The following is a 19,066-nucleotide window of genomic DNA, read 5'->3' as shown; positions in this document are numbered from 1 at the left end:
CGCCTGATCGCGCAACACATCTTCAATGGAAATGAAACGTCACCATCGGCCGAGGGAAGTCCTACGCATGCCCACGCTTGTTCGCGCCGCCGTTTTGACCAAATACCTGGAAGTTAGCCAGGACCTGGGATTCAACCCGCTCGACGTCATGGCAGTCGCAGGCCTGAACAAGGCTCAGCTGCAAGCCCCGGAATCGCGCATTCCCATCGATGCCGCCGTGCGTCTGCTGGAAGATTCGGCCATCGCCAGCGGTTGCCAGACCTTCGGCCTGAGCATGGCCGAGTCGCGCCAGTTTTCGGACTTCGGCGTGGTCAGCCTGCTGCTCAGCCATCAACGCACCCTGCGCGAAGCGCTGCAGGTGATGGTGCGCTACCGTCATCTGATGAACGACTCGCTGGCCATCTTCGTTGAAGAGTGCGGCAAGATGGTGATCATTCGTGAAGAGATGGTCACCGAATCGCCGATGCCCAGTCGCCAGGCCACGGAACTGGCCATCGGCGTGACGTTCGGTCTGTGCTCGGCCCTGCTCGGCTCGCACTGGCGCCCTTGCAGCGTCAACTTCATGCACCAGCCACCGGACAACCTGTACCTGCATCGGCGCGTGTTCGGCTGCAATCTGGAATTCGGCAGCGAGTTCAATGGCATCGTTTGCCCTGCCGTCAGTCTCGACATGATCAATCTCAATGCCGACCCGACCATGGCCCGTCATGCCCAAAGCTACCTTGACTCGCTGCAAGGCCCCGAGACCACCTCGACACTGTTCGAAGTGCGCAAGGCCATCTACCTGCTGTTGCCCATGGGCCGCGCCACCATTGAGCAGATCGCCCAGCACCAGGGGATGAACGTGCGCACCCTGCAACGTCGCCTCAAGGACCACGGCTGTGCCTTCAGCGACCTGATCAACGATGTGCGCCGCGCCCTGGTACTGCGTTATATGGAAAACCCGAACCACTCGCTGAGCCACATTGCCGACATGTTCGGTTTCTCCATGGCGAGCTCCTTCACCCGCTGGTTCATCAACCAGTTCGGCATGCCGCCGGCGGTGTGGCGCAGCGCGCAGAAACAGTCCGGTTCGGACGCTGCCGCCTCCAAGTCATTCTGAACACACGGCAAAAAAACGGCGACTGCTGGTACAGTCGCCGCAAAAAACGGTGTTTGTGGCACAGGTCGGGGTGTTAACGACGACTCACAGTTTCACCTCCAGCCCGAATTCGCTCATGGACTCAGGAACACTCTGCCCCTGAAGGCGGGCAATGTCTTTGTGGTAATGACACTTGGCATAAAAGAACACCGCCGCCGCGACGAGGCTGATCAATGGCACCAGTTGAAACGCGGCATGCAGACCGATGAGGTCCGACACCCGGCCGGTGATGAACGGCCCCGGCGCCAGCCCCAGCAGGTTGTTGGCCAGGGTCAGCGTGGCGAACGCCGTACCGTGCACCGAGCAATGGGTCAGGTTGGCGACCATCGCGCCGCTGGGGCCTGTAGTGCCGGTGGCAATCAACATGCCCAGGCAGATCAGCGCCAATTGCACTGGCCCCGCTTGCAAGGCAAAGGCTGAAGACAGCAACAGGCAACTGCCCAGGCAGAAACCAATGGCCAGGCTGACCTTGCGCTCCGGGGAGTGCCGACACAGGCGATCGCTGAGCATGCCGCACACAATCATCCCCACACCGCTGCACAGCACGATGCCCGCCGCCATGCCACCGGCCTTGTCAGTAGGCAAGTCGTAGTAGCGGTTGAGGTAGCTGGGAATCCACACCATCACCGTACCGCCGACGAACAACTGCAAGCCGCTGGCGATGTAGGTCGAGACCACCGAACGGCTGGACCAGAGCGTGCGCAGCGGACGCTTGACCGCCACCGTTGCCTTGTTCGCCATTTGCGCGGCACGTGGCGGCGCAATGCGTGCTTCCTTGACGATGAGCGGATAAAGCATCGCCAGCACCAGGCCAAACAGCGACATGCCGGCGAACGACCAGCGCCAGCCCAGCTTGGCCGCTATGGCGCCGCCCAGGGCCATCCCTAATACAGCGCCGAACAAACCGCCGGCCATGAAGGCACTGGTCAGAGTGGCGCGCATGTGTTTGGGGAATACCGAGATCACCACGGCGATGCCGACGCTGCCATAGGCCGCCTCACCGACACCGACCATGAATCGCGCAATGAACATCTGCTGGTAGTCCTGAGCCAACGCGCAACCCAGGGTCGCTACGCTCCACAGCAATGCCATCAGCGCCAAGCTCTTGACCCGGCCGAAACGGTCGGCCAGCAACGACAGGGGAAACGTCAGCAGGCCCACCATCAGGGCAACGATGCCACTGAGCAGGCCGAGCTGTCCGTCGCTCAACGCCCACTCGGTCTTGAGCAACGGGAACACCGCGTTCAGTACCTGACGCGACATGTAATCGGAAATCAACAGGCCGAACGTCAGTGCAAAAACGATCCAGGCATATTGGCGCGAAACGCTGACGCAACCAGCGTCGTCATCGTCGGCGGCGATTGGATGAAAGGCCATGCAGCCTCCTCGAAGTCTTTATTTTATTGTTGTTATCAAGCGTGTAGCCGGACGGCGAGCGATAGTCTCTTCAAAGCCCGCACGGGAGTGCATCTACATGGCCAGGGTCATGTTGTTGCCCGGCGGAACGTTCTTGAGCAGGGGGTCGGCGGTCAGGATTGACCAATGCGCATTGCAGTGAGTGCATCCACTTTCTACCTCCATCTATTTTCAGTAGTCGGCTTGAAGGTAGCCCTCAGAGGGCGCCTTGCACTCAGCTTTTCAGGACACAATATTGTGATACTGGGACAAAAGACCGTTCAGTTTGGGCATGCTCGCGCTGTTTATCCGCGAAGAACCCTCCGATGCTCTGGGTCAAAGCGGTCGGTAGACAGGTCAATGGCAAACAGGTGGTGCCCTGCTACCCTCTTTTTTACCCTGGTCGGGCTTACCGTCAATAGCGACTGAGGAGAACTTCACGGTGTCGAATCAGCTGGTCATACGCAACATGACCCGTCCCGAGCTGGACGAGCTCGTCGAGTGGGCTGCCCGTGAGGGTTGGAATCCCGGCCTTCACGATGCCGAGCTGTTCTGGGCTACGGACTCTGCCGCCTTCATCGCGGCGTACCAGGGCGGCGAATTGATCGGCGGTGGGGCCATCACCTCCTACGATGGCGAATTCGGTTTCATGGGCTTTTTCATCGTCCGGCCTGAATATCGCGGTCAAGGTCTGGGCGATACCCTCTGGCACGCACGCCGCGAGCGACTTCTCGCCCGCCTGCGCCCAGGCGCGAGCATCGGCATGGACGGCGTCTTTGCGATGCAGGACTACTACGCCAAGGGCGGTTTCGTCTTCTCCCATCGCAACCTGCGTTTTCGTGCCAATCTCACCACCCGTCCGACGACCTCGCAGGTAGGCGACCAGGACATCGTCCCGTTGGCCTCCTTCCCGTTCAGTCAGGTTGTCGATTACGACCGCACCTGCTTCCCCGCCCCGCGCGCAAACTTCCTGAGCGGGTGGACAGCCCAGGCCGATGCACTCGCCGTGGGTTGCCGACGCGAAGGCAGACTAAGCGGCTATGGCGTAGTCAGGCGCTGCCGGGAAGGCTACAAGATCGGCCCCTTGTTCGCCGATGACGCCCTGGCAGCCAATGCCCTCTACGCCCGCCTGGCGGAATTTGCCGAGGGTGGCCCGCTGTTTCTCGATGCCCCGGAGAATAACCCCGCCGCGATGGCGCTCGTGCACCAACAGGGCATGATCGAGGTGTTCGGCTGCGCACGCATGTACCTCGGCCCTCCTCCGGCGATCGCGCACGAACGTGTGTTCGGCGTCACGACCTTCGAGCTGGGCTGATGTCCGCTCGCGACCTCATCGGTTACGGCGGCTGCCCACCCCATCCGCGATGGCCCGGTGAGGCGCGCGTCGCGGTCCAGTTCGTCCTCAACATCGAAGAAGGCGCCGAGTCATGCATCCTCAATGGCGATGCACAGTCGCAGGCCTGGCTTCACGAGCTACCGGGCCGCCCGCCGCGTGTGGGGGAACCGGACTTGAGCGTCGAGGGCATGTATGAATACGGATCGCGCGCAGGTGTGTGGCGCATTCTGGAGCTGTTCAGCGCCCGAGGCCTGCCGCTGACCGCCTTCGCCGTCGGCCGGGCGCTGGAACTCACCCTAGCGATCGGCCATGCGCTCTGCGCTGCCGGGCATGAGATTGCCGGGCATGGCTACCGTTGGTGAACGACAACCCGAACATCTACCTCACTGCGCAAGTGATAGCCACTCTGTTCACCCTGCAACCGCAGTCCCATGCAGTGGATCGTGTCCGTACACGCTCCTGGAGCAATATCAAACACGGTGTGGATTCCATCTGAATTCGGCACACTCGCCCGAGCGCTGGCCCTGGCCGCGCTCGAGGCGTCATCGCAGACTATTCTTGATCTGGGTAACCGATCGGTCGCACCGAAGGAGGTCACTCGTTTATGCACTGTGTCCTTTTCGAAATCCGCCGCGGTTCGATCGGATGCATGATGGCAAATCGATCCGCGCGGTCATGGAGTTCCGATGAACTACCGGGCTGGGGCACGCCCCAGGCACTTTTGTCTGACACCCTGAAACGGAGACGCCAGCATGAGCACCTTGCAACTTCACCCTGCACTGGACAATGGTATCCAGCCCGCCGCCGCGAATTTCACAGGCGGCACCCTGCAATGCCTGTGTGCGACCGACAAGGTCGAGGTCAGGATCGACGCACAAACTCTGCATAACCACGCGTGTGGCTGCAGCAAATGCTGGAAACCACAAAACGCGACATTCGCCGTCATCGCCGTGGTGCCTCGAGACAAGGTCAGTGTCATTGCCCACGGCGAAAAACTGGCGATTGTCGACGAATCCGCCACCATCCAGCGCCACGCCTGCAAACAGTGTCACGCCCATCTCTTTGGGCGTATCGAGAACAAGGACCATGCGTTTTATGGCCTGGACTTCGTCCACACCGAGCTTTCGCCACAGAGCGGATGGGCTGCGCCGGGATTCGCGGCGTTCGTGTCCTCCATCATCGAAACCGGCACACCGCCAGAGCAAATGAAGGCTATCCGCGAGCGTCTGCGCTCGATCGGCCTGGAACCCTATGACTGCCTGTCCCCGGATTTGATGGACGCACTGGCGACCCATGTCGCCAAACAGAAAGGCTTGCTCCCCGCCGCCTGATTGATCGGTCGCCGCGGTTTCTTTTCCGGACCGCGGCTCCGATTCACCTTTGATGTTGTGCGCCCCACATAATTAACTGTGGGGTAGATATGTGCGCAGGCAGAGCGACTCGTCCCGTACGCGTTCATTGAATGTGGGCGTATATTGATATTGTCGATCCGGGTAGCTGAGGCGGTAGGTGGTCGCCAATAGTGTGGCGAACGAGAGTGCCGGCGGAAACTGACGAATACCCCTGAATGCTGGAGGTGCGACATGAGCCAATATCAACGCCTCTTTCTGATTGTCGGTCCAGCCATGCGTCACACGCCGGCGCTAGAGCGCGCAGTCGCACTTGCCAAAGCCACTGGCGCAGTACTGCATATCACGGTGTTTATCGAAGATGTCGACATCTTGGGGTTGATGAGCGGGAATGAGCAATTTCGCGAGATCTGTCAGCAAGAGAACCGGAAGTGGTTGCAAGATGAAGCCCAACTGATTCGCGGCAATGGGATTACGGTCACCACCGAAGTTGTATTGGCTCGGGACGTACTTCAAGAAATCCTTCAGCATGTGGCGGACTTGAAACCGGACCTGGTTATCAAGGACGTACACTACGAATCAGCAATCAAACGCGTATTCGTCACGCCTCTGGATTGGCATCTGGTGCGCGATCTCCCGGTTGCTGTTCATCTGGTCAGCGAAGTCAGGTGTCCACTTCCACGGGTGATAGTGGCAGCAGTGGATTTATCGCATCCAGAGCACCAGATCACTGACATCAACGATCGCATCATCCTGGCTGCACAGCAGATGGCAATGCAGTGCAATGCAGAGTTGCACCTGCTGCACGCCTTCGATCCATCGCAAACACATATCTCTGACGCGGGGGCCGGAGCAGTGACGATGCCAGGCTTCAGCAACGACGTACGTCGGTCACTGCATAAGTCATTCATTACGTTGGCTGACAGTTACCACATACCCTCTGAACGACAACACTTCATTGAAGGGTCGCCAACCAAAGCGATGTCCGACTTCGCAGCCTATAGCCGAACCGATGTGATCGTAATGGGAAGTACACATCGAAAAGGGCTGCACAAGCTGATTGGCAGTACTACAGAGCACGTCCTGTATCAGGTGCCCTGCAATGTTTTGGCGATAAAGGGGCAAGTTGATCAGTAGGAATACTCTTCAGGTCCGCACTTCGATACGGCAGCAGCTGACAATCACGGCCTTGTTTTACCAAGAGTGTTGACTGGGCGGACACGGCTGGCCGTCTGCCTTTGGTTGATTTCTGCCAGTCGGGAACGGCTGCAACCAGGCATCACTCCCTGTTCAGCACATTGATGATAGGGCAAGCGGCCCCGCCGTCGCCTGCATCGCACTCCTGCACCAGTGCGCCCAGTACCTGCCGCAGCGCGGCAAGGTCGGCCATCTTTTGATCGATCAGGGCCAGCTTGTGCACGGCCAGTGCCCGAGTCTCGCGACAAGTGCAAGCCGCATCAAGTGTCAGCAGTGTGCCCACCTCATCCAGCGTGAATCCCAGCGCCTGCGCCCTCTTGATGAAGCGCAGCCGTTTGACCTGCTCCGGTAGATAGCATCGATAACCGCTGAGCGGCTTTGGCGGCTCATCCAGCAAGCCGCGTCGCTGGTAATAGCGAATAGTCTCGATGTTCACCCCGGCAGTTTCCGCCAACTTGCCGATACTCAGCCCTGTCACCATCACACGCCCCTTGATTCTGTACCCGGGTACGGAGTGTAAAGTGACCCTAGGTTAGATCAGTTCGATGGAGAAAACGATGGCTCAGGCTCCAGTGCAAACCGTCAGGCTCGACGCTCGGAACATGACCTGTCCGGTCTGTCCGATCGCGATCAAGAGTTCACTGGAGCAGTTGTCCTTCTACCGTTCACACGTGAGGCAACCATGAGCATCGTCATCTTCGAATCCGTATTGACCTGCCCACATTGCGGTTTTGCCAAGCAGGAAGCCATGCCCACAGATGCCTGTCAGTTTTTCTACGAATGTGGCAGTTGCAAAGCCCTGCTACGCCCGAACCCCGGTGACTGCTGTGTGTTCTGTTCGTTTGGCACGGTGAAGTGCCCGCCGATTCAGGAGCAGCGCGGATGCTGTGGTACGGGCTTGATCTAGGTTTATTCGGTTTATCGGACGCCCCTGACGCGCCTCAAACCGTGGTTATGGGAGGTCAGTGTCATGTGGAATCACTCTCTGGTGCTCGTGGTGATTTACCTGACTATCACCCTCGGCATCGGCTGGCTGTATACCATTGCGCTCCTGTATTGGCTTTGATCCGATAGGTGACGATCGGTCAGTGCGCATTGGGTACCGTTTTCGGCAGGTAGCTTTGTCCCGATCAGCGTCGGTGGGCAATGGCTGCAATGGGTTGTGCAGCCATTCGCGACGATCAGCCCCAGCCAGAAGGGACGCTCAGCACCTCAACCGCGCACCAGGTAGGCTCCTGAGGGAACCCGATATCGCAGCTTCTTGCATTTGCCGGGTGCAGGCTGCTGCCCCGGCGGACGATCAGGAAACCAGATTCGGCATTTACCCGGAGGCGGCATATGGCCGCGGGGAATCTCAACCTCAGCGTACGCCCGCTCAGACTCGACATTAGCCATTTGTAATTTTCCTTCGGGCCCGGCCCTGCCAGCCGCTGGCGCATCCGAAACCCCACCTGTCTCTGCGCCAGCGAAGTTGCCAGCGTCGCGCCCAGTGTCCGGAGTGGATTGCTCAACAACCGCCATTTCCGCATCGCGGCGCCTTTGGGTCTCCTCTTCCAGCCCCTTCTGTACTGCGACCAGATCCTCTTTTGCATTGGGTGGGGTACCCGAAGCCTGGGCCTGCTGCGCCGCCTGTATCAGTTGGAAGTTGCGGTTGCGTAACGCGACGTTGCGACCAACCCGCAAGTTCGAGCGCGCCGCCAGGGTTTCAGCCTGCTGGTACTGCCCCTGCTGAAGACGCAACACACCGAGGTAATGCAGCGTCGCGGGATTGTTCGGCTGAATATGCAGGGCACGCTCCAGCGTGGCAGCGGCCTGGTCCAGTTGGCCATTTTCATACTGCCGCGAGGCGGTTTCGATCAGGGTGGTTGATGCGCTGTTGCTTTGCGCGGGTGCTCTTCGCTCGGCAGCAACCGAACAAAGCGACGCGACGGCGCAGTACGCCAGGATGAGTCCCGACAGAAAACTCTTGGTTGGCATCAGGGGGGCGAACTCGGCTGATCTCGGACGGCACTGAAGTAAAACAGGCCAAAGCGCTGCTCGGCATCTGCGATACAGGGCCCCCATTGACCCGGGCAGTACCCTGAAGTTCCCGCTGCAAAGGCCACCGCAGCCAGAACTTTACCGCCAACAGACCCCATCGCGAATTTGTTCGCGATGGGGTCTGCAACCGCATGGCAACGTGCGGTCAGCGGCAAAAACATCATGTCGTCAGGATAAAGTCCGTCTGATCGATACCTGCACTGTTAACACCGACAAGGCGAATAGTGTCCACTCCGATCCCGATCACTGTGTCCGCGCCGTCACCCGCAATGCTCACGTTGGCAGCGAACGTCTCGCTACTGATCCCCAGCCCCGCGATATTGAGCAAGTCCTGCCCTCCGGCCGGATTGATATCGAAGCCCTGGATCGAGTCGTTGCCGAAACCTGCCGCGGAAAACATGAAGGTATCGTTGCCGAAGCCGCCGTTGAGCGTGTCGTTGCCCAGCCCGCCGAAGAACAGATCGTCACCCGCACCGCCGACCAGAGTGTCGTTGGCCTGGCCGCCCAGCATCGTGTGGTTTGCCGCCGCTGCGTCGTAGGCCAGCTCACTGCCGCTACCCTCGGCGTTCGCCTGCAAACCCGCCGCCGCGTATTGGCCATTCATCACGATCTGCGCCACATGCGCACCGTCGCTCACGCTCAGCATGCCGCCGGTGCCTGTGTCATTCGCTGCATAGGTGATCTGCGTATTGGCGCCGAACGCAACATCGCCAAAGTCCAGCTTGTCACCTTCGGCAAAACCGCTGACGCTGCCACTGAACGCCGTCGACTCATCGAGCTTGAGCGTGCCTGCCGCGCCGCTGTCGAACGTCACATGCTGATCGGAGGCTGCACCGAACTCCAGTATCGCCAAACCGCTGATAGTCGCGCTTCCCGCGCCACTGGCCTCTGCGTGGACGGTGATGTTGCCATCATTCGCCCACAGGCTGCCGCTGTTGAGGAGCGCACTTTCAATCACCAGTCCGCCGCTGCCGCTGGCTTGCAGCACACCCGTGTTGGTGACGGCGCTGCTGCCGGTATCGATCACCAGCGCATTGACACCGCTGGCAAGGATCAGGCCCGAGTTGACCAGCATCATCTGCCCCGCTCCCAACTGGCCGGCACCCGAGAGGGTGTTGTCGGCATTGGTGAGCACCGTGTCCGCGCTACCACCAAAGATCACGTTCTGCGCGCTGTCGGACAACACCACTTGCCCGCCACCGCTCAATGTCGCGCCACGGAACAGAATCTCGAGATCGGTCCCGCTGCCGGTGGAGCCGAGCGCTATGGTGCCGCTGTTGTCGATGCTGCCACCAAACGGCATGATCGCGCCGTCGGCAATGGTGATGGTGCCCGTATTGGTCGTGACCGGGTCCACATCGAACAGCAAGTTGCCCGCGCCCAACGCCGCCGCATCCACGCCCTTGACCGTGATCGTCTGGTCGGCGCTGATGCTGAGCACGGCGTTGCCGTTCGTATCGTTGGCGATAGTCACATCCGCAAAATCGTTGACACCCGTGAAGCCGATCAAATCGATCTTGTCGGCCGCCGCATCGAAGCTGTAAATGACGTTGTTGCCGATCGGCCGGGCGAACACGAAGGTGTCGGCACCGGACGAGCCGGTCAGGTTGTCGTCGGTGGACAAGGCGAAGATCGGTGCGCCTGGGGCATAGATTTCGATGTTGTTGAACACGTAGGCGCTTGCGGTGCTGCCGTCGTCGTTGCTCCAGTACATGTTGACATCGAGCACCAACGCACCGGCGAATTCGCATGGCGTTGTCACAGTCAATGCGCCGGGATCGCTGGTCTGCACGGTCCAGGTGCCATCGCCATTGTCGGTTCCTGCATTGAACACCCACCCCGAAGGAACACCGCTGATAGTCACCGTCACGGGGCCGCTAATATCGGCCAGTGGAACGTTGAGGGCCAGATTGACGGGTTCGCCGGCAACGCCTGCCGGAAGGTTTGCACTGCTCCCGGCCGCACCCGGATTACCCGCCAGGTCGGTGTAGCTGTTCGCGGCAACGTCGACTTTTATGCTACCGAGCAGCGTTCTGGTCAGCGTTGCCGTGTAGGTATCGCCGTCAACCTGGGTAAAGTTACTGAAGGTTGCGCGTGGCGTTGCGCTCGTTGTCGTCACTGCGACATCAGACAGGTTGAAACCGCTCACCGTCTCACTGAACTGGAATGTGACCGTCGACGTTGCATCCATCGAATTCTCTAAGGCAGTCCCTGTCACTATCACCGTTGGCGCCACGGTATCAACTGGCGTCTCAATGACGTTCTGCACGTTCACCGTAATCGTCTGCGTGTCGATTCCGCCATTGCCGTCGGACACCTGAACGTCCACAACGTAGGCGTTGTCGCCGTCAGTACCACCGACATCCTGGGCATTCTCGTAATCGGGTGCTGAGTTGAACGTCAGCACCCCGCTCGAACTGATCGAGAACTTGCTGAAGTCCGTCCCGGCCGTATTCAGGAGCGAGTAGTTCAGCGTCTGCGCCGGCAGATCGGCATCGGTCGCCACCACCGTCGTAACCGCCGTGGTGTTCTCCGCCACATTGACCGAAGCCGTCGCACCACCACCGTTGGAGGTGATCGTCGGTGAGTCGTTGCTGCCGGCGATATGCACGATGACCGAAGTGAGGGTGCCGTCCGCGCTGCTCACCGCGAAGGTGTCGGTGTAGGTGGTACCGGCGGCGAACTCGTTGTGGGCGGAGTTGGCGACGTAGTTCCAGGCACCGCCGGTGCCGATGGAGAACTGGCCGTAGCTGCCGGCGGTGTTGGTTTGCGCGACGAAGGTTGCGGCGCTGTCGACGTCGCTGATGGTCAGGGTGCCGGCGGTGGAAATGTCGACGGCGGCATTGGTCTCGGTGAGGTTGGCGATGTCGGCGGACAGCACGGCGGCATCGTTGGTGCCGAGGATATGCACGGTGACCGAAGAGAGAGTGCCGTCGGCACTGCTCACCGCGAAGGTGTCGGTGTAGGTGGTACCGGCGGCGAACTCGTTGTGGGCGGAGTTGGCGACGTAGGTCCAGGCACCGCCGGTACCGATGGAGAACTGGCCGTAGCTGCCGGCGGTGTTGGTTTGCGCGACGAAGGTGGCGGCGCTGTCGACGTCGCTGATGGTCAGGGTGCCGGCGGTGGAAATGTCGACGGCGGCATTGGTCTCGGTGAGGTTGGCGATGTCGGCGGACAGCACGGCGGCATCGTTGGTGCCGAGGATATGCACGGTGACCGAAGAGAGAGTGCCGTCGGCACTGCTCACCGCGAAGGTGTCGGTGTAGGTGGTACCGGCGGCGAACTCGTTGTGGGCGGAGTTGGCGACGTAGCTCCAGGCACCGCCGGTGCCGATGGAGAACTGGCCGTAGCTGCCGGCGGTGTTGGTTTGCGCCTGGAAGCTTTCCGGGCTGTCGATATCGCTAATGGTCAGGCTGCCGCCGGTGGTCAGCGGAGCATTGGTTTCGCTCAGCGTAACGCTGGCCGAAGACAGCACGGCGGCGTCGTTGCTGCCGGTGACGGTGATAGTCACCAGTTGGGTGTCGACACCGCCGTGGCCGTCGCTGACCTGCACCGTAAACACGTCATTGTGACTCTCGCCCGCCTTCAGCGACTGCACCGCACTGGCGACACCGTCAGTGCCATTGGCCAGCGTGTAGGTCCATTGGCCGGTGGTGTCGACGGCGATCGAACCGTAGGTGCCTGTTGCCGGGCCATTGATGGTCCAGGTCGCCGTGGCATCGTGATCGATGTCGGCCGAGTTGAACTGGCCATTCACGCTGAGCGTGCCGTCTTCCTGCACCGCGCCGGCCTCGTTGCCCGTCGCGAAGCTGAGCACGGGTGCGTCGTTGCTGCCGGTGATGGTGACGGTCACCAGTTGGGTGTCGACACCGCCGAGGCCGTCGCTGACCTGCACCGTAAACACGTCATTGTGACTCTCGCCCGCCTTCAGCGACTGCACCGCACTGGCGACACCGTCGGTGCCATTGGCCAGGGTGTACGTCCATTGGCCGGTGGTGTCGACGGCGATCGAACCGTAGGTGCCTGTTGAGGAGCCATTGATGCTCCAGGTCGCTGTGGCGTCGTGATCGATGTCGGCCGAGTTGAACTGGCCATTCACGCTGAGCGTGCCGTCTTCCTGCACCGCGCCGGCCTCGTTGCCCGCCACGAAACTGAGCACCGGTGCGTCGTTGCTGCCGGTGATGGTGATGGTGACGGTCTGCGGCGCCGAGACCGCGTTGCCCGTACCGCTGTCATCAGTGGCCACCACGGTGTAGGAGAAGCTGATGGTTTCACCGGTGCTCAGGAAGTCCAGGTTCTCGCTGCTGCTGTAGGTCCAGCCGGCCTGATTGACCGAGAAACCGGCGACCAGCGCCGCGGCCTGCGCCGCACCGAGGGTGCCGCCGCTCCAGGCGATATCGTGGTTGGCGCTCTGGCTGACCGTCACCCCGTCATTGCTGTCCAGATCGGCGAAGCTCAGCGCTCCGCTGTCGCTCAAGGTGGCCGCGCCGTTGCCTTCGTCCATCGCCCCGGCCGTGTCGTCGATGGTCAGCATCGGCTGGTCATTGGTGCCGGTCAGGGTGATCGTCACCGTTTGCGCTGCCGAGGTCGCGGTGCCCGTACCGCTGTCATCAGTGGCCACCACGGTGTAGGAGAAGCTGATGGTTTCACCGGCGCTCAGGAAGTCCAGGTTCTCGCCGCTGCTGTAGGTCCAGCCGGCCTGATTGACCGAGAAACCGGCGACCAGCGCCGCGGCCTGCGCCGCACCGAGGGTGCCGCCGCTCCAGGCGATATCGTGGTTGGCGCTCTGGCTGACCGTCACCCCGTCATTGCTGTCCAGATCGGCGAAGCTCAGCGCTCCGCTGTCGCTCAAGGTGGCCGCGCCGTTGCCTTCGTTCATCGCCCCGGCCGTGTCGTCGATGGTCAGCGTCGGCCGGTCGTTGGTACCGGTCAGAGTGATCGTCACGTCCTTGGTCACTGTCGCCCCGAAGTCGTCGGTCAGCGTCACCGTGAACACTTCGGTCTTGGTCTGACCCTCGGCCAGGTACTGCGCCGCACTGTTGTTCAGCGTATAGCTCCAGCCCACGCTGCCCGCCGCGTCGCCGGTGCTCTCGTCGCTGACATTGGCCACCAGCGAACCCAGCGCACCGGATGGCGCGCTCACGCTGGCCACATGGGCGTCATCGGCCAGGTCCACGTCGCCGAAGGCGAAACTGCCACTGGCTACCGTGGTGCCGTCTTCGGTCACCGCACCGCTTTCAATTTCTGCCGCCGACACCGTCGGCCCGTCGTTGGTGCCGGTGATAGTGATGGTCACATTCTGCGATACCGACGAACCATGGCCATCGCTGATGGTGACCAGGTAAGTTTCGGTGACTGTCTGTCCCTGTGCCAGGTACTGTGCCGCCGCATTGCTCAGGTTGTACGTCCATTGCACCGAACCGTCAGCCGCATTCGCGGCTTCGCTTACCGGCGAGAGCACGAATGTACCAAGATAAGTAGCGTTGCCCCCCGCTGGCGCGAACGTCGCCATGTGCGTATCGCTCAGGTCGACGTCGTTGAAGGTAATCGTGCCGCTGGTCGTCAGCGAGTCGGTCGTGCTAGCAGTGGTGTGGGCATCTTCGGTCACCATGCCGGCCTGCGTGGCGAGGCTGATTGTCACACCATCATTCACGCCCGAAAACTGCACTGTCGCGGTGGCCCAGCTGAGCGTTCCGTTGCCCAGACGCATCGCATAGGTAAAGCTGTCCGTCAGGAACTCGCCAGTAGCCAGCGCCTGGAGTTGTGCCTTGAAAGCAGAGAAGAAGGTAGTGGCGTCGTAGCCGACCTTACCGTCCGAGGTGATCCAGATCTTTGCACCATTCAAACTGGTGTCAGAACTCGTCGCCTCAGCCCTCGCCGTATCCTGGGTCAGGAGGTCGGCCGGAGCATAAACCTTGGTGGCAGTAGGATCGCTCACCGCATTGTCGAGTGACCAGAGTGTCTTCGCGTTACCGCCGAGGTCATTGGACATGACGTCCCAATACACGACCCCCAACAGATTTTCAGTGGTGGTAAAGACGTCATCCTTCGCCTGCGGCGTGTTGGAAAACGAGGTAATGGTTCCGCCGCTGGTAGTTGTAGTGCTAGCCATGTCTTTCTCCCTAGAAGTCACCCTGAGCAAAAAACCGCTGTGGGCCGCTAACAGCCACAAGCCGATTCTTCCCCCACCCACGAACCCATCACTCCACCGGTACCAGCCGGCTGGCCAGCAGCTTCACGCCCACCCCGGCCCTGCCGCCCTGCGGTTCAATGCGCACGATTTGTCCTTGCGCCTTGAACTTCATGGGGCCGCCGGGAGTGTCGAGTTCGATCTCGAAGTCAATCAAGCTACCCACCTGCTGCTCGCTATCGGTTTCGAAATACAAACCGGAGGCGCTGATGTCACGGATGACACCGCTACCCCCGCCGATCAGTTGCAGCGACAGGGTGACTTGTTCACGGGGCTCAATTCGGTGTGTGTCTTTCATGGCAGCAGTCTAAAAACGGCCTCTGTTTTTTACATGAGCGCGCTATCCCTTTTTTCTGGGAGTCAATCACCCATGAAAACAGTGTTTTATGGGACAAATGTCATGGGAGGGGATGTCTGAAGCGCTATAGAAAAAAGCCAGGGGCTGCAACGATTGCTATCATGGTCAGCTAACACAACCCGCCTAAAGAGGCAGCGAGCCGCATGCCAATTCAAGTCCTGTTAGTCGCTCTACCGCTCGTGGCCTGGGGCCTTGAGCGTCTGGTGGAAAGCGCTCAACCGAGGTTGAAGCTGGCGGGTTCGACGGCGTCGGTGGCGCAATACCTGCTTTCGTTGCACCAATACACACCAGATGTGGTGGTATTGGACCTGGACAGCGAGGACTGTATCGAGTCGCTGGCCGAGCTGCACAGCCGGACCAAGGCCAAGATTCTGGTAGTGACAGGGTCGAGTGACTTGGCACTGCATGACAGTGCGGTGCTGGCGGGCGCACGTGGCGTGGTGGATAAGCGGGAGTCGGCATCGGCATCAACATTGCTCAAAGCCATAGAAAAAGTGCATGAAGGCGAACTCTGGATCGACCGCAATGCGACCAGCCGTATCTTCCTTGAACTGGCGCGCAAGAAAGTCGAGCGCGATATTGACCCGGAGCAACACAAAATCGCCAAGCTGACGCGCCGCGAACAGCAAACCATTGCATCGCTGGCCAGCGACCCCTCTGCCCCTGGCAAGTTGGTGGCCGAGAAGCTGCACATCAGCGAGCACACGCTGCGCAACCATTTGACATCGATCTACAGCAAGCTGGGCCTGACGAACCGTGTAGATCTTTACGCCTACGCACACAAGCATGGGCTTTCCACAGGCGACTGAGGGCCGCGGCAACACGACCGATCTACCCCACCCTTCTCCTGCATTGGGCCACAGTGGGAGGCACTACTTCATTCCAATCGGTGGTGACCAGACTCTCTCAATCGGTGATTGCAAACCGTACGCCGGGAAACGGATTGCGGGCGACAGGCACTACGTGCCAATTGGGGTTAACTGTATTTTGGCAGGCGGTAATCGGCCAGGAGCCGCCGCTCAAATACGTCCAGCAAACTGAACACAATTCCATGTATAGGTAGAAATGGCTTGGGTTTGATCCAGGCGGCACGCATGAATAGGCACGATAGTATGTCTATCTCAAAGATGTACTGACCTGGCTGCCAGCGCAGCGGACCATTGAAATCGGGCAACCGCTACCGCGCGCGCGTATGCGGGCCTGACTCACTCAAGGGTAAGTTGGGCAAGGCTTACGTCTAATCGCGATAGACGGTTAGCCGAACGCTAACGGACCATGGAAAATTTTGCTGATGCAAGTGTCACACCTTTCCATCAGGAGTCACCCCAATCACTACCAAGGAGAGGTAACTATGGCTTTCGACGCCTACATCCAAATCGAAGATATTGCTGGCGAAGCGCTGGATGAGCAATACAACAACTGGATCGAGATCACCAGCTACGGCTTCGCCGTCAATCAAAGCACGTCTGCTACCGCAAGCTCTTCTGGCGGTGCGACATCAGGCCGTACGACCCTGACCAATTTCACCTTCACCAAGTTTCTCGATAGCGCCAGTTGCAAGCTGCTGGAAGCAAGCTGTGCGGGTCGGCATCTGAAAGAAGTGAAGCTTGCGCTTTGCCGGGCAGGCACAGACAAGCTTAAGTACTACGAAATAGTCCTGGAAGAGGTGATCATTGCCGACTACTCGCAGAACGCCAGCTCGGGCGTTCCCATCGAGGTCGTTCAGTTGAACTACGGGCGCATCAAGACCACTTACACGCGACAGAAACGATCCGATGGTAGCGCTGGCGGGAATGTGACGGGGGGCTGGGACCGGATCAACAACAAGACGTATGCGTGAGGTAAGACGATGTCTGAAGCAAGGAGCTTCATCAACCCCAGAACTCAGTCATACCAGTCTTTGAGAGCCAGCACACCGGTTTCGGGGCACGCCCGGGGCAAATTCGATGTCCTCAATGCCCACATTACCAACAGCGTAGTCATGGCAGGGGAGCTGGTGGCACCTTAAGTGCGCGCGACGCGTTCTACGCAAAGCGCACCCTGTTGTTCATGAAGCTCGAAAAGCAGTTGGCGAGCGTTGCCGCATACGGCTCAGGCTTACGTAATCAAGGGAAGATCAAACAGGCATTGGGTATTTCGACGCGAAGCTATTTGAATCATGGTGAAATCGCGGGCTATGCCGACAAGGTGTCTGGGGTTGCCAGAGCATCAAATCTGGTCAAAAAAGGCACGTATATTGGTACCGCGCTGGATGTGGCATCCACCGGCCTGGCGATTCATAAAGCCTGCACGACGGGGCGGGAGGACCAATGTCGACGCGCCAAATATGTTGAAAGTTCGACCTTGATGGGTAGCCTGGCGGGCGGCAGCGCGGGGGGGTATGTGGGCGGTATGATAGGGACTGGTGTTTGTGCCGTCGTTCTGGGGATCAGTACAGGCGGCCCCGGAGCACTAGCTTGTGCTGTCATCGGTGGAGCAGCGGGCGGTAAGATTTTCGGTGATTTCGGGAGCAAGGGAGGCGAGATGCTGGGTGACTTTTTGTATAGTGAGGTATCGGAGTGAATGAAGTTCACCCTGGACTGATCGCGTTACTGATCATTGCACCCATGATACTGGCAATGATCGTACAGTGTTGCATTGCTCATAAATACACTGAGCGCTTTGAATCGTTTCTTACGAATTGTATTTTCGTGACCGGCAATAAAAATACATTTCAACATGCAGGCCTTCTGGGCAAGGTTATGCGCACGGGGTTGATCTCTATGGTGCTGGCTGTACCGAAGATCTTTGTGCGCAGGGGTTTGATTGACATCGATGAAGTCAAACGATTCCCGCCCCGTATGAGACGACTGCTGGTGAGCCTGTTAGGCATCCACATCGTGTTGCTCACCGCGCTGGCCATTTTCAATTATGCACAGCGTTGAAACTTAGCCGGCTAGCATTGGCTTTACCCGGTCGGTGGCCAGCTAGATGGTATTGGCACGGTCACCGGACCAGCTCTTGTCAACGTGGAGAAAATCACGGATAGAACTACTGGGCCTTGGTCAAAGGCGACTACCTGAGCCAAGGTAACCCGCGCCCCGTCAAATTCTCAGACACCGTCAACTTCTAAGTAGAACCTAGCAACAGATCGTTCATTTTCGATCCCCTGGGACTGCAAAACACGCCTTAACGGACCCTTTTTAATAGCGGGAACGTGACTGGCAGCAAACCTTTAGAATAGACGGCGGCGTTTGAAGCGCCGCCGTCATTTAACCAGTCAGATACAGAGGTCGAAGTTAGATTACGACCGATAGCTACTTGATGTGAGAGACCGCTTTGGGTCGTTTTCTGCCTCTCGCGACAGGCAAAAACCGACCAGGAACGGACATCAAGCCAGCAAACCCCAAAAGCCCCGCACTCTGACGCCGTTAGCTATTTAAGCAACGCCTCCTAGAACTTTTTCCTATTTATCGGTCTATGTGGATAGGCACATCCATTCGCCAAGCGCGGACCCGCAGGCTCCCCCGAAGCCGGATGGCCACACGTCCAGAAATCAATCAGAGGTTGTCTTCGCTCATGAAATTCCATGACCCACGGATGGTGCTCTTCGGCCTGTTCGCGTTCGCGGCAGTGGGCTCGGCATCAGCCACACAGATGAAGACCTCAACCCCTGTTTTGGCACCTGAAGTCGCGGTCGTTCAGGTGCCGGTCCAGGCTGCGGTCAACCCTTGGCCGACCTTGGCCAGTATGGCCGGCAAGCAGCCAGGACCGTTGCTTGCCCATGACGACCGATACTGGCATGACGGCCGTTGGCACTCTCGTCGAGACGATTGGCGCCGGGATGACTGGCGTAGGGATAACTGGCGCAGAGAGCAAGCCCGCCGTGAAGCAGAACGCCATCGTTACTGGGAGCGCCACCAGGATCGGGCCATGCGGTACCGCTACGAGGACGATCGCCGCTACCATCGACGCTAGTGCGACGCCCCGCAGGTTAAAAACGTCGACGGGATACGGGCGCCCCGCTTTCGCCCTCCTCGTCGGCGTTAAAGGCAATATGCAAACGCCGCCCTCCTCCAAG

General features: G+C 59.6%; 14 protein-coding genes and 2 pseudogenes. 11 read left to right on the top strand and 5 right to left on the bottom strand.

Annotated elements, in window-relative coordinates; translation table 11 throughout:
- Positions 1–67: 67 nt before the first annotated feature.
- Positions 68–1,102, top strand: a complete 1,035-nt coding sequence (locus tag BSF44_RS00630) for an AraC family transcriptional regulator (RefSeq protein ID WP_095941811.1) — start codon at positions 68–70, stop codon at positions 1,100–1,102.
- 84 nt (positions 1,103–1,186) lie between these two features.
- Here BSF44_RS00630 and BSF44_RS00625 read toward each other — a convergent pair whose 3' ends face one another.
- Entirely contained in the window at positions 1,187–2,518 is a 1,332-nt protein-coding gene (locus BSF44_RS00625) for an MFS transporter (RefSeq protein WP_095941810.1), read from the bottom strand.
- A gap of 460 nt (positions 2,519–2,978) precedes the next feature.
- Here BSF44_RS00625 and BSF44_RS00620 point away from each other — a divergent pair, with 460 nt between their 5' ends.
- The 4 genes and pseudogenes from BSF44_RS00620 (at position 2,979) to BSF44_RS00605 (ending at position 6,358) form a co-directional block, all read left to right on the top strand.
- Complete coding sequence (locus BSF44_RS00620) at positions 2,979–3,851, top strand: GNAT family N-acetyltransferase (protein ID WP_095941809.1); 873 nt, start codon at positions 2,979–2,981, stop codon at positions 3,849–3,851.
- Positions 3,851–4,231, top strand: a pseudogene (locus BSF44_RS00615) (chitin deacetylase); the annotation flags it as partial. The gene BSF44_RS00620 and the pseudogene BSF44_RS00615, both read left to right, overlap by 1 nt.
- Before the next feature lie 393 nt (positions 4,232–4,624).
- Positions 4,625–5,203 (top strand): S-(hydroxymethyl)glutathione synthase, encoded by a 579-nt coding sequence (gfa, locus tag BSF44_RS00610; protein ID WP_095941808.1) that lies wholly within the window; start codon positions 4,625–4,627, stop codon positions 5,201–5,203.
- 252 nt (positions 5,204–5,455) lie between these two features.
- Positions 5,456–6,358 (top strand): universal stress protein, encoded by a 903-nt coding sequence (locus BSF44_RS00605; RefSeq protein WP_095941807.1) that lies wholly within the window; start codon positions 5,456–5,458, stop codon positions 6,356–6,358.
- Positions 6,359–6,500: 142 nt separating this feature from the next.
- On the opposite strand, the gene merR is transcribed toward BSF44_RS00605, so the two are convergent.
- Positions 6,501–6,899, bottom strand: coding sequence for an Hg(II)-responsive transcriptional regulator (gene merR, locus BSF44_RS00600; protein WP_095941806.1), 399 nt, complete (start codon positions 6,897–6,899; stop codon positions 6,501–6,503).
- A 201-nt stretch (positions 6,900–7,100) separates the two neighbouring features.
- Here merR and BSF44_RS00590 point away from each other — a divergent pair, with 201 nt between their 5' ends.
- A complete protein-coding gene (locus BSF44_RS00590; RefSeq protein ID WP_095941805.1) occupies positions 7,101–7,325 on the top strand; it encodes a GDCCVxC domain-containing (seleno)protein in 225 nt (74 codons plus the stop codon).
- 305 nt (positions 7,326–7,630) lie between these two features.
- On the opposite strand, the gene BSF44_RS00585 is transcribed toward BSF44_RS00590, so the two are convergent.
- The 3 genes from BSF44_RS00585 to BSF44_RS00575 form a co-directional block, all read right to left on the bottom strand.
- Positions 7,631–8,395 (bottom strand): tetratricopeptide repeat protein, encoded by a 765-nt coding sequence (locus tag BSF44_RS00585; RefSeq protein WP_095941804.1) that lies wholly within the window; start codon positions 8,393–8,395, stop codon positions 7,631–7,633.
- Positions 8,396–8,618: 223 nt separating this feature from the next.
- A complete protein-coding gene (locus BSF44_RS00580; RefSeq protein WP_095941803.1) occupies positions 8,619–14,570 on the bottom strand; it encodes a VCBS domain-containing protein in 5,952 nt (1,983 codons plus the stop codon).
- An 88-nt stretch (positions 14,571–14,658) separates the two neighbouring features.
- Positions 14,659–14,946 (bottom strand): PilZ domain-containing protein, encoded by a 288-nt coding sequence (locus tag BSF44_RS00575; protein ID WP_095941802.1) that lies wholly within the window; start codon positions 14,944–14,946, stop codon positions 14,659–14,661.
- A gap of 203 nt (positions 14,947–15,149) precedes the next feature.
- Between BSF44_RS00575 and BSF44_RS00570 the strand changes: the two genes are divergently transcribed.
- The 5 genes and pseudogenes from BSF44_RS00570 (at position 15,150) to BSF44_RS00550 (ending at position 18,963) form a co-directional block, all read left to right on the top strand.
- Positions 15,150–15,815, top strand: a complete 666-nt coding sequence (locus tag BSF44_RS00570; protein ID WP_095941801.1) for a response regulator transcription factor — start codon at positions 15,150–15,152, stop codon at positions 15,813–15,815.
- A gap of 542 nt (positions 15,816–16,357) precedes the next feature.
- On the top strand, positions 16,358–16,846 hold the full coding sequence (locus BSF44_RS00565) for a type VI secretion system tube protein Hcp (protein ID WP_095941800.1): 489 nt from the start codon (positions 16,358–16,360) through the stop codon (positions 16,844–16,846).
- A gap of 9 nt (positions 16,847–16,855) precedes the next feature.
- A pseudogene (locus tag BSF44_RS00560) lies at positions 16,856–17,568 on the top strand (hypothetical protein).
- On the top strand, positions 17,565–17,930 hold the full coding sequence (locus BSF44_RS00555; protein WP_095941799.1) for a hypothetical protein: 366 nt from the start codon (positions 17,565–17,567) through the stop codon (positions 17,928–17,930). Before BSF44_RS00560 ends, BSF44_RS00555 begins: the two are co-directional and overlap by 4 nt.
- Before the next feature lie 634 nt (positions 17,931–18,564).
- On the top strand, positions 18,565–18,963 hold the full coding sequence (locus tag BSF44_RS00550) for a hypothetical protein (RefSeq protein WP_095941798.1): 399 nt from the start codon (positions 18,565–18,567) through the stop codon (positions 18,961–18,963).
- The last annotated feature ends 103 nt before the right edge of the window (positions 18,964–19,066 follow it).

Origin of the sequence: Pseudomonas sp. ACN8, from assembly GCF_002303925.1 — a bacterium.
Taxonomy (GTDB): domain Bacteria; phylum Pseudomonadota; class Gammaproteobacteria; order Pseudomonadales; family Pseudomonadaceae; genus Aquipseudomonas.
This window is presented reverse-complemented; position numbering and strand designations above follow the sequence as displayed.